General features: G+C 69.2%; 2 protein-coding genes. Both read right to left on the bottom strand.

The window, feature by feature from the left end:
• Positions 1–71: 71 nt before the first annotated feature.
• A complete protein-coding gene (locus LMF57_RS02765; protein WP_229290736.1) occupies positions 72–8,528 on the bottom strand; it encodes an ESPR-type extended signal peptide-containing protein in 8,457 nt (2,818 codons plus the stop codon).
• Between the two features lie 440 nt (positions 8,529–8,968).
• Positions 8,969–12,853 (bottom strand): phosphoribosylformylglycinamidine synthase, encoded by a 3,885-nt coding sequence (gene purL / locus LMF57_RS02760; RefSeq protein ID WP_229290735.1) that lies wholly within the window; start codon positions 12,851–12,853, stop codon positions 8,969–8,971.
• Between the last annotated feature and the right edge of the window lie 89 nt (positions 12,854–12,942).

Raw genomic sequence — 12,942 nt, 5'->3', positions numbered from 1 at the left:
CCATGCCACGCCCCTTTGGCGCTCACTGCTCGACGTGCCGATGGGTTGCCCACCGGCACGTTGTTGCGCACTTACCAGCCGAAGCCGGCACCGACGCCGACCGAGCTGTCATCACTGCTGAAGGCACCACCGACGGTGACCGTGGCGCGATCGCTGATCGCACGCTGGTAGCCCAGCGACATGGCCGACTCGCCTCCCTGGAAACCGATGCCGACGCCGACCCGGTTCTGGGTGCGGATGCCGGCGGCACTGGTGGCCATGTTGAGCATCGCTGCGCTCATCGCGCCCTGGCGGTCGATGCGGCGGTCCATGTGGCGCAGGCGTCCATCAACTTCGCCCTTGAACACATCGAAGCTGTCGGTGACTGCCTGCACGCGGCTGTCGGTGTAGCTGTTGGCGGTGGTGATGCCACGATCCAGCTGGCCCTTGTTGACCGCATCGGTTGCGGTGGTACCGGCCGCCACGTTGGTGACCTGGCGTTCGTTGCCCTCGCTGCCGACCGAGACGGTGTTGGCGCGATCGGCAACCGAGCCCTGGCCCAGCGCCACCGCATTGGCCGCCGTTGCACTCGCGCCCTGGCCGACAGCAGTGGACGATGCACCGCTGGCGACAGCGCCATCGCCCATCGCGACGGCGTTGACGCCACCGCCTGCGACCAGTGCTGGCTGAGCACTGCCTGCGCTGGCAGCGGTCGGCGTGCCCTGCACACTGGCCGTTGCCGATCCGCCATCAGCCAGGCTCGCGTCGGTGGCAGCCGACGCCGTGGCCACGTTGGACGCGTCTGCGTCCAGCGCAGCGGCCATCGAACGCAGGCTGGCCGCGCCGGAACGCGTGCCGCTGGCAGTGCGACGATCGATCTCGCTGACCTTGCGGTCCAGTGCGCCCAGCGCGTCGCCGACGTTGCTGTAGGTGGACCCCTGGATCACATAGTTCGGCGCGACGAACACGCCCTGCATGCCGACGCTGGCACCGCCGCCGAGGAAGCTGGCGGCATCGCTGAGCGACTGGAACAGCTGCCCACCGTTGATCGCCTGGCGGCTGCCGGAGGCGATGCTGCCGGCGCCGACGTTGTCGATGGTGGTGCCCTGGATACCGGCCAGGGTCAGGCGGTCGCGGCTGGCATCGTCGTAGCCGACCGCACTGGCCGCGCTGGTTTCAACAGTGGCGATGCGCGAGTCGAAATCACCGACCCGGGTTTCCACCGCACCCACGCGCTGGTTGGTGACGTTGAGCTGTGAACCGGTCACGGCGTCGCTGCTGCCGGCGGCGATGCGGCCATCGGCAACGTTGACGATGCGGCGCGTAGCAGGACCATCAGTGCCGTTGCCGCCACCGACCGACACCACGTTTGCATCCACCGCACGCGCGCCGGCACCGAGTGCCACTGAGTTGCTGCCGGTGACGGCGGCATTGGCGCCTACGGCCAGTGATGCGTTGCCGACGGCGCTGGCGTTGCTGCCCAGTGCATTGCTGCGGTTGCCACTGGCAGTGGCACTGGAGCCCACCGCCACTGCGTTGGTACCGCTGGCAGTGGCGGTGCCGCTGCCGTTGGCACGGAAGTGCCTGCTGGTGGCGTCGGCGGTGGAGGCCACCGCATCCAGCTGGCCCTTGTTCACCGCATCGTTGGCCTGGGTACCGGCGGCCACGTTGGTCACCTGGCGGTTGATCGCGCTGTGGCTGACCCCGGCAGCATCGACCCACTCCTGCGCCGCACCCACCGATACCGCATTGGCACGGTCGGCCAGCGAACCTGCACCGAGCGCCACGCTGTTGTCGGCGTCCTTGGTGGTCCAGGTATTGCTGCCCAGCACGGTGGCATTGGTGGCCTGCGCATAGCTGTTGTAGCCGACCACGGTGGCACCGTCCTCGGTGGCCCATGCCTCGCTGCCGATCGCGGTGGTGTGCTGGCCCGTGCCGACGCTGTTGGCGTCCTGTCCGGCCAGCGCGTTGAAGCCGACCGCCACGCCATTGAGCCCGGTGGTGGCATTGTTGCCCAGTGCGGTACCGAACTGGCCGGCGCGCGCCTGCACGCCGAAACCAGCACCGGCGATCTGCGCGACGGTGCCCTGGCCCACGGCTGTGGACACTTCGGCGGCCTGCGCGCCACTGCCCAGCGCGGTGCCGAAGAAGGCGGACGTGGCACCGGCGCCGTAGGCGGTGGACTGCCAGCCGTTGGCCGACGAGAAGTTGCCGACGGCGGTGGCTTCGCGACCATCAGCGGTTGCGCCATAACCGACGGCGGTTGCGGCCAGCCCGTTGGCCTGGGCGATGCCGCCGACGGCGACCGCACCGATGCCCTGCGCCTGGGACTGCGCACCGAGGGCCACACTGGCCGGGCCTGCGCTGCTGCTTTCCACGCCGATGGAAATCGCGCCACCGGCCGTGCTGCTGGCGCTGCTGCCGATCGCCACACCGTCTTCACCACTGGCCAGCGCATTGAAGCCGACGGCGGTGGCGTTGGCCGCGACCGCGGTGGCACCACTGCCGAGCGCACTGGCGCCATTGCCGATCGCATTGGCCGCTTCACCGGCCGCCAGCGCATTGTCACCTTCGACGTAGGCACCGGCATCGCTGTCGGCACTGCCGCTGGCCTGGAAGTGCTTGCTGGTCTTGTCGGCGACACTGGCCACGGCATCCAGCTGGCCCTTGTTCACTGCATCGGTGGCCTCGGTGCCGGCGGCAACATGGGTGACCTGACGTTCACCGCCCGCGCTGCCGACGGCCACCGTGTTGTCGCGGTCGGCCTTCGAGCCCGCACCAAGGGCGACACTGTTGACACCGTTGGCGGTCGCGCTGGCACCCAGGGCAGTGCTGTCAGCCGCATCGGCCCATGCATTCCAGCCGATCGCGGTGGCGTAGTCATCGGTCGCCCAGGCACCGGCACCGAAGGCCGCCGCACCGGTACCGCTGGCACGCGACGGGATCAGGCCGAAGAAGGTGCTGCCACCGATGGCGACACTCTCTGCGCCACTGGCTTCGCTGGATTGACCAACGGCGACGGCGCCGCTGCCTGCTGCCGCCGCTCCGAAGCCGACAGCCGTGGTGTTGGCACCGGTCGCCGCCGAGCCGTAGCCCAGTGCGGTGCCGAGGCGGCCGCTGGCTTCGCTGTAGCCACCGATGGCGGTGGTGCCATCGGCCGAAGCGGCACTGCGGAAACCGCTGGCCAGCGACTGCGCACCGCTGGCGACGGCCTCCGCACCGTTGGCGGTGCTGTAGACGCCACTGGCCTGTGCAGCGGTGCCGGTAGCGGTGGCGCTGATGCCACTGGCTACCGCGCCGTTGCCGAGTGCGGCACTGTCTTCACCGGTGGCCTGCGCGTTGCTGCCTACCGCAGCCGCATTGCTGCCCGTGGCCAGCGAGTTGATGCCCACGGCGGTCGCGTTGGCGGCCACGGCCGTGGCACCACTGCCGAGCGCGGTGGCGCCATTGCCGATCGCATTGGCCGCTTCACCGGCAGCCAGTGCGTTGTCGCCTTCCACATAGGCACCGGCATCGCTGTCAGCGCTGCCGCTGGCTTGGAAGTACTTGCTGGTCTTGTCCGCCGTAGCGGCGACAGCATCGAGCTGATTCTTGTTGACCGCATCGGTGCCTTCGGTGCCGGCCGCCACATGGGTCACCTGGCGTTCGCTGCCGGCACTGCCGACGGCCACCGTGTTGTCACGGTCGGCCTTGGAGCCTGCGCCCAGGGCGACGCTGTTGGCACCGTTGGCGGTAGCGCTGGCGCCCAGGGCCGTCGACTCGGCGCCATCGGCCCACGAATTCCAGCCGATTGCAGTGGCGTAGTCGTCGGTGGCCCAGGCACCGGCACCGAACGCCGCTGCGCCGTAGCCACTGGCACGTGATGGCACCAGGCCGAAGAAGGTGCTGCCACCAATGGCCACGCTCTCATCGCCGCTGGCTTCGCTGGAATCACCCATCGCCACAGAGCTGGCGCCCGACGCCGCAGCGAAGACGCCGGCAGCGGTGCTGTTGGCACCACTGGCCACGGTGCCATAGCCCAGCGCCGAGCCGAGGCGACCACTGGCTTCGCTGTAGCCGCCCACCGCCGTGGTGCCGTCTGCAGAGGCTGCCGAACGGAAGCCGCTGGCCAGCGACTGCGCACCGCTGGCGCCCGCCTCGGCACCGTTGGCCGTGCTGTACACCGCCGTCGCCTGCGCACCTGCACCGGTCGCAGTGGTGCTGGTTTCGCTGGCCACCGCGCCGCTGCCGAGCGCCGCGCTGTCTTCGCCCGTCGCCTGTGCGTTGTTGCCCACCGCAGCCGCATTGCCGCCGCTGGCCAGGCTGTTGAAGCCTACCGCCGTAGCGTTCGCCGCTACCGCCGTTGCACCACTGCCGAGTGCGGTGGCGCCGGTGCCGATCGCATTGGCGGCCTCACCGGCAGCCAGCGCGCTGTCACCTTCCACGTAGGCACCGGCATCGCTGTCGGCGCTGCCGCTGGCCTGGAAGTACTTGCTGGTCTTCGCGCCTTCGGCGGCCACCGCGTCCAGCTGGTCCTTGTTCACCGCATCGGTACCCTGGGTACCGGCGGCCACGTTGGTGATCTGACGGGTGTTGCCGCCGCCACCGACCGACACGGTGTTGTCGCGGTCGGCAATCGAATCGGCACCCAGCGCCACGCTGTTGGCACCGCGCGATTCAGCCGCATTGCCCAGCGCGGTGCTGTTGATGCCCGGCGCATAGGCGCCGCCACCGACCGCGGTGGAATAGTCGCCGGATGCTTCGGTCGCCAGCAGGCCGAACAACGAGCCACCGACGGCCACGGCATTGGTGCCGGTAGCCAGGCTGCCCTGGCCGGTGGCGGTGCTGTAGGCACCGGATGCTTCCGAATCGCCACCCAGCGCGACGCTGTTGGAACCGGAGGCGTTGGCGAAGTTGCCGAAGGCGGTGGCGTTGAATGCCGAGGCGTTGGCGTAACCGCCGATGGCGGTGCTGTAGCCACCGGTCGCTTCGGCACCGATGCCGAATGCTGCCGAAGCGGTGCCACTGGCCACGCTTTCACTGCCGACCGCAGTGGCGGCCTCACCGCTGGCGTTGCTGAAGTAGCCCACCGCCACGGCTTCTTCGCCGCTGGCTTCGGACAGCACGCCGCTGGCGGTGCTGCCGGCGCCGCTGGCCACCGCGGCCGCGCCGAAGGCCGCACTCTGTTCGCCGCTGGCTTCACTCTCGGCACCATGAGCCGTGGCGTATTCGCCGGTCGCCTGTGCGTTGGCACCGATGGCGCTGGCATTGGCCGCGCTGGCCAGGGCATTGAAGCCGATGGCCTGTGCGTTGCCGGCCAGTGCATTGGCACCACTGCCGAGGGCGGTTGCGCCGTTGCCGATGGCGTTGGCCGATTCACCCGCGGCCAGCGCGTTGTCGCCTTCCACGTAGGCACCGGCGTCGCTGTCGGCACTGCCACTGGCCTGGAAGTACTTGCTGGTGGTCGCGGCACTGGCTGCAACCGCGTCCAGCTGCGACTTGTTCACCGCATCGGTGGCCTGGGTACCGGCCGCCACACTGGTGATCTGCCGCTCGTTGCCGGCGCTGCCCACCGACACGCTGCGGTCGCGGCTGGCCACCGAACCGGCACCCAGTGCAACCGCGTTGTTGCCACTGGCCGTGCTGCCCGCGCCCAGGGCGATCGCACTTTCACCGCCAGCCACCGTGTTGGTGCCGATGGCGATGCTGTTGACGCTGTTGCCCAGTGCCTGGAAGCCCAGCGCAACACTGTTGTCGCCGTAGCTGAAGGCGCCGCGGCCGACGGCGGTGGAACTGGTGCCGTTGGCCCAGCTGTTGTAGCCGATGGAGGTGGCACCGTTGGCGCTGGCCCATGCCGCCGGACCAAACGCCGAGGCATTGCGGCCGGTGGCCCACGCGCCGGCACCGAAGGCGGTGGCGCCTTCCTCGCTGGCAGTGCTGTAGCCACCCACGGCGGTGCTGTCATCGGCCTTGGCGAAGGCGCTGTCGCCGATGGCGACGGCATAGCTGCCGGTGGCGCGCGCCTTGCCGCCCGCCGCGAAGCTGTTGTCGCCGGTGGCCTGCGCCGCATTGCCGAAGGCGCTGCTGCTGGCACCGGTCGCCTGCGCGGCATTGCCGACGGCGGTGGAACCGGCCGAGGCGGTGGTGCCGATCTGCACCGGGTTGCCCTGCTCATCCAGCAGCGGCTGGTTGTATTCGTCGTAGGCCTGGCCGAGGCCACCCACGGCTACCGCACCTTCACCGTCGGCGAAGGTATTGCGACCCAGTGCCACGCTGTCGGCGCCGATGGCCGCCGCGCCTGCGCCCTGTGCCAGCGCGCCGGCACCGATGGCGTTGCTGGCCGAACCCGCCGCCACCGCACCCTCGCCTTCTGCGTAGGCACCGGCATCGCTGCCGCTTTCCGGCTGCGCCTGGAAGAAGCGCGCGGTGGTGTCGGCGGTGCTGGCCACGGCGTCCAGCTGTGCCTTGTTCACTGCGTCGGTGGCTTCGCTGCCGGCAGCCACGCTGGTGATCTGCCGCTCGTTGCCCGCACTGCCCACGGCCACGCTGTTGGCGCGCACCGCTTCGGAATTGGCGCCCAGTGCAACGCTGTTGGCACCACGCGCAGTGGCGTAGTAGCCGACGGCGGTGCTCTGCGTGCCACTGGCCCAGGTCTGCGCGCCGAGCGCACTGGCGTTCTCGCCCGGTGCATAGGCGAAGTAGCCCACTGCGACCGACTCGGCACCGGAGGCCTCGGTCAGGCTGCCATTGGCCACGGCCTGGTCGCCGCTGGCGATGGCACCGGCACCGACGGCGGTGGCCGCTTCGCCACTGGCCTGGGTCTGCACGAAGAAGCCCAGGCCCGGGATCAGGTCGGCCGGGCCACCGATGGCCACGCTGCTGGTGCCGGTAGCGTTGCTCTGCGTACCGACGGCGGTGGAATAATCGCCGATGGCATTGGACACTGCACCGAATGCCGACGACTGCGCACCTGCCGCATAGGCTCCCACGCCGTACGCCGACGCTGCGAAACCACCGGCATCGGCGCTGGCGCCGACGGCGGTACCACCGACCCCGGCACTGGTGGCGCCGGTCTCTACCGGCACGCCGCCACTGGTGATCAGCGGATTGCCATCGGCATCCACCGCAGCACCGCCGACGGCGACGCTGCCAGGGCCGACTGCCTGCGCGTTGTTGCCGAAGGCCGCGCTGTTCTGGCCAGATGCAAGCGCGTTGTTGCCGACCGCAGTGGCGTTCTGCGCGACGGCGGTCGCACCTGCACCGACGGCGGTCGTACCGTTGCCGATCGCATTGGCGGCTTCGCCAGCGGCGAGCGCGTCATCTCCCTCGGCCAACGCACCGGCATCGCTGTTGCTGCTGCCGGTGGCCTGGAATCGCTTGGCGGTGGTATCTGCTACCGCTGCCACGTCCTTCAACTGAGCAACATTGACCGCGTCGGTATCTTCGGTACCGGCGGCAACGCTGGTGATCTGCCGGGTCAAGCCGTAGTCGACCGCACCCACCGACACGGTATCGACGCGGTCGGCCAGCGAGCCGGCGCCCAGCGCCACGCTGCCGGTAGCCACGGCCGCTGAATTGGAACCCAGCGCGGTGCTGTATTCGCCCACCGCCGTGCTGAACGCACCGACGGCAATCGACGCTTCGTTGGCGGCGGTCGCACCGCGGCCCAGCGAGGTGCTGCCGGGGCCCATCGCCACGGCACCCGCGCCGACCGCGGTAGCGCCATCGGCGCTGGCTTCGGACAGTGCACCCAACGCGGTGGCTGCACCGTTCTCGCTGGCGGCCACGGCACTTGCGCCTACCGCCGTATCGCCAAGACCGAAGGCGGCCGCACTCTGCCCGACCACTACGCTGGCATCACCCAAGGCGAGCGCGTTCTGGCCGAAAGCACTGGCACCAAGTCCTGCGGCAATGGCCTGGGTGCCGACCGCGGTGGTGGCGTTGGCCAGCGACTGGCTGCCACTACCGACCGCGATGGCGCCCTGGCCTTCGATCTTTGCCGCGTCGCTGTCATCGCCAGCGCCATCGGCCTTGAAATAGCGGCTGCCCTCGGCCGCCGCCTGCGCAAGCGCAGCCTGCGTGGCGCGCGCCTGTGCATCCAGCTGTGCCTTGTTCACCGCATCGGTGGCGGCGGTACCGGCGGCGACATTGGTCACCTGCCGTTCCTTGCCGGCATCACCGACAGAAACGGTGTTGGCGCGCGTTGCCTTGGAACCGGCGCCCAGCGCCACGCTGTTGGCGCCGGTGGCGCTGGTACCCGCACCAATTGCCACCGCGTTGCTGCCCTTGGCGCTGGCACTGCCATCGACCACGCACTTGTCCAGCACCTTGCTGTTGAGCACCACGCAGTTCGCGCTGCCCCCAATCTCGACCGACTGCGCCGCAGCGATGCCGGTCATGCCCAGTCCCATTGCCAAGGCCAGCGCTGCAGCCAGTCGTGCCGGCGCGGCATCGGTCGCACCGCGGCGCTGGTCGACGACCCCGCCTGATGAGCTGGAAGAGGCCAGTTCCGAGGCCACCACCAACTGACCCAATGCTTTGTTCCAGACCTTGCGATAAATCCGATTCATCGGTACGGCTCCTGATTGGACTGGTTTTGGGCAAAGCAACGCCACCGCCGAGCCTTCGTGGCCCAACGTCCCCTGGGGGCGTTTATTCGCGTGATTTACTGCGGGTATTGCCGAACGGCGCGCAGGGACAGAAAACCGAGCGCATGCGCCGTGCGGTTACTGCGGGATGAACAGATTTGAAACGGGGGTCAAGTGTTAACGGCATCTTCGCGGATCGTCAAGAGTTTGACGCAGCAAAACCCATTGCCGTGAAGCAGTTCACTGTTTCACTTGTTTATGTCCGCATTTTGTTAGGCGTACGTGAGGAAATCCTCACTTATGAAAACGCATGTAACTGATGGCCAGTTCAGGAGTTTCCGTATGGACAAAGAAAAACCCGCCGGTTTCCCGGCGGGTTCTCCATACGCGATGGCATCGTCAGCTGCGCAATGCGCGTGCGATCAACCGCACCATACCCGTGCGTTGCGGAACATGCGCATCCACGGTGAATCGCCCTGCCACTCGGACGGGGCCCAGCTCAGGTTGAGCGCGCGCGGGGTGCGCTCCGGGTGCGGCATCATGATGGTCACCCGGCCGTCTGTGCTGGTCAGGCCGGTGATGCCGTCGGGCGAGCCGTTCGGGTTCAGCGGGTACTGGCTGGCGACGTTGCCGTTGCCATCGATGTAGCGCAGTGCGACACGGGCCGTGGCCTGGTCGACGGCATTGTCGAACACCGCCTGGCCTTCGCCATGCGCCACCGCCACCGGCAAACGCGACCCGGCCATGCCACGCAGCAGGATCGACGGCGACTCCACCACTTCCAGCAGCGCGGTGCGGGCCTCGAACTGCTCGCTGGCGTTGCGGCGGAACTGCGGCCAGTGTTCGGCACCGGGGATGATGTCCTTCAGCTGGCTCATCATCTGGCAGCCGTTGCACACGCCCAGGGCGAAGCTGTCCTGGCGCGCGAAGAACGCGGCGAAGGCATCGCGCAGCGCGGTGCGCTCGAGGATCGAGGTCGCCCAGCCGCGGCCGGCACCGAGCACGTCGCCGTAGCTGAAGCCGCCGCAGGCAACCAGGCCGGTGAAGTCCTGCAGCGCCACGCGGCCTTCGATGAGGTCGCTCATGTGCACGTCGAACGCACGGAAGCCGGCACGTTCGAAGGCGTTGGCCATTTCGATCTGGCCGTTGACGCCCTGTTCGCGCAGGATCGCAACGCGCGGACGCGCCCCGGTCTGCACGAACGGTGCGGCAACATCCTCATTGGGATCGAAGCTCAACTTCGGCTTCAGGCCCGGCGCGGTGAAGCCGCGGGCGATCTCGCGCTCGGCATCGGCATTGGCCGGATTGTCGCGGCGCTTCTGCATGGCGTGGGTGACCGACCACCAGGCGTCGAACAACGCTTCCCAGCGCCATTCGGCCAGCGAATCACCACCCAGCGACACCCGCACCACCGGCGCAGTGGTGGGCTTGGCGATGCGCTGTGCGCACTCGGTCAGCGCGTGGCGCTCGACCAGGTCGGCGAACGCGGCGCGGTCTTCGCGGGCGATCTGCACAACGGCGCCCAGCTCTTCATTGAACAGGCTGCGGAACGGGTCATCGCCCCAGGCATCGAGGGTGATGTCCAGGCCCAGGCGCGAGGTGAAGGCCATTTCGCACAGGGCGGCGAACGCACCACCGTCGCTGCGGTCGTGGTACGCGCGCAGCAGGCCGGCCTGGCGTGCATCGCGGATCAGCTCGAAGAAGCCACGCAGCCGCTGCGGGTCGTCCAGGTCCGGGGCGGCACCGGCGAAGGCCGGCAGGTCGCCGTGATCGGCGTGCACCTGGGCCAGGATCGAACCGCCCAGGCGCTGCTTGCCGGCACCGAGGCCGATCAACCACAGCTCGCTGTCGATGTCGCGGTCCAGCAGCGGGGTCAGCTGCTGGCGCGCATCGGCCACCGGCGCGAACGCGGTGATGACCAGCGACACCGGCGACACGCTCTTGTGCGCCTGTCCTTGGTCGTGCCACTGCGCCTGCATCGACAGCGAGTCCTTGCCCACCGGGATGCTGATGTCCAGCTGCGGGCACAGTTCCATGCCCACCGCCTTCACCGCGTCGTACAGCAGCGCGTCTTCGCCCGGGTGGCCGGCAGCGGCCATCCAGTTCGCCGACAACTTGATTTCATCCAGCGCGTCGACCGGAGCCGCGCACAGGTTGGTCAGTGCTTCGCCAACGGCCATGCGGGCCGAGGCCGCCGCATCCAGCAGTGCCAGCGGCGTGCGTTCACCGAGCGCCATCGCCTCGCCGGCCACGCCGTCGAAATCGGCCAGGGTGATCGCCACGTCGGCCACCGGCAGCTGCCACGGGCCGACCATCTGCTCGCGCGCGGTCAGGCCGCCCACGCTGCGGTCGCCGATGGTGACCAGGAAGTTCTTGGAGGCCACGGTCGGGTGTGCGAGCACACGCAGACCGGCTTCCTGCAGATCCAGGCCCCCGGTCTTCAGCGCCGGCCAGCGCGGTGCCGGCGGGTGCGCGGTATCGCGGTGCATTTTCGGCGGCTTGCCGAACAGTACGTCCATCGGCAGGTCGATCGGCGCGTCGGCCGGGATGTTGCCCGGCACGGCACCATAGGCCACCACCAGGTGTTCGGCTGCGGTGGCGACACCGACCGCAGCGAACGGGCAGCGCTCACGTGCGCACAGCGCGGCGAATTCGGCCAGGCGCTCCTGCGCCACGCCGAGCACGTAGCGCTCCTGCGACTCGTTGCACCACAGCTGCATCGGCGACAGCGACGGATCGTCGGTGGGTACCTTGCCCAGGTCGATGATGCCGCCCACGCCGGAATCGTGCAGCAGTTCGGGAATGGCGTTGGACAGGCCACCGGCACCGACGTCATGGAAGAACTTGATCGGATTGCCGGCGCCCATCGCCACGCAGCGGTCGATGACCTCCTGGCAGCGACGCTCCATTTCCGGGTTGTCACGCTGCACGCTGGCGAAGTCCAGGTCCTCGGCGCTCTCACCGGAAGCGACCGAACTGGCGGCACCGCCGCCGAGGCCGATCAGCATCGCCGGGCCGCCGAGCACGATCACGGCATCGCCGTCCTGCAGCAGGATCTTGTCGACCTGCACGCGATCGATGGCACCCAGGCCACCGGCCAGCATGATCGGCTTGTCGTAGGCGCGCACCAGGTCGGCGCCTTCCGGCAGTTCGAAGCTGCGGAAGTAGCCAAGCAGTGCCGGGCGGCCGAACTCGTTGTTGAACGCGGCGCCGCCGAGCGGGCCGTCGGTCATGATCTCCAGCGCCGGGGCCATGCGCGGGTTCAGCGCACGCGGCGCTTCCCACGGCTGCGGCAGCTCGGGAATGCGCAGGTGCGAGACCGAGAATCCGCTCAGGCCGGCCTTCGGCTTGCCGCCACGACCGGTTGCACCTTCGTCGCGGATTTCACCACCGGCGCCGGTCGACGCGCCCGGGAACGGCGCGATCGCGGTCGGGTGATTGTGCGTTTCCACCTTGATCTGGAACGCGCTGGGCACCTGCGGTTCGCGGCGGTACTCGCCGCTGGCCGGGTCCGGGCGATAGCGCGAGGCCGGATGGCCTTCGATCACCGCCGCGTTGTCGCTGTACGCGCTGAGCGTGTGCTGCGGGGTCTGCTGGTGGGTGTTCTTGATCATCCGGAACAGCGAGCGGTCCTGCTCCTGGCCGTCGATGGTCCAGCTGGCGTTGAAGATCTTGTGCCGGCAGTGCTCGGAATTGGCCTGCGCGAACATCATCAGTTCCACGTCCGACGGCGAGCGGCCCAGCGCGGTGAAGCGCTCGCGCAGGTAGTCGATCTCGTCCTGCGCCATGGCCAGGCCGAGGCGCTGGTTGGCGGCCTCCAGCTGGTCCACCGGCACGCGCTCCAGTTCGCCACGGGCCGGGGTCGAGAACAGGGACTGGCCCTGATCGACGCGCTCCAGCACCGACTGCGTCATCGGGTCGTGCAGCACCTTGACCAGTGCCTGCTGGGCGGCAGCCTCGGTCGGCCAGCCCTGCACGTCGATGCGCAGGCCTCGCTCGACCCGGCTCACCGGCTGGCCGGCACCGCGGACCAGTTCGCTGGCCTTGCTCGACCACGGCGACAGCGTGCCCAGGCGCGGCACCACGATGCGGCTGACCGCACCGTCAACAACCGCCTCGGACTGCGGGCGGGCTTCCAGGATGCGGCACAGGGTATCGACGTCGGGGGCGGCAGTGCCCTCGGCCTGCACGAAGTAGACGTGCCAGGCACCGCTGATGCGCAGGGAGGGAGCGATGGACTGCAGGCGGGATTCAAGACGTTCGCGGCGGAACGGCGACAGGGCGGGCGCGCCCTCGAGGACCATCATGTCCGGGGAACCGTAGTTGGGAAACGGGCCCGACATTGTACCGGAAGCGGGGGAAGGGCTTTGGCCGGGCGGCGCCCGGCACCCGCCGA

Source organism: Stenotrophomonas sp. SI-NJAU-1 (genome assembly GCF_020883215.1).
Lineage (GTDB): Bacteria > Pseudomonadota > Gammaproteobacteria > Xanthomonadales > Xanthomonadaceae > Stenotrophomonas > Stenotrophomonas indicatrix.
This window is presented reverse-complemented; position numbering and strand designations above follow the sequence as displayed.

Bases quoted from the DNA above. Each gene is read 5' to 3' on its own strand.
- purL (WP_229290735.1), bottom strand. From the start codon at position 12,853: ATGATGGTCCTCGAGGGCGCGCCCGCCCTGTCGCCGTTCCGCCGCGAA.
- LMF57_RS02765 (WP_229290736.1), bottom strand. From the start codon at position 8,528: ATGAATCGGATTTATCGCAAGGTCTGGAACAAAGCATTGGGTCAGTTG.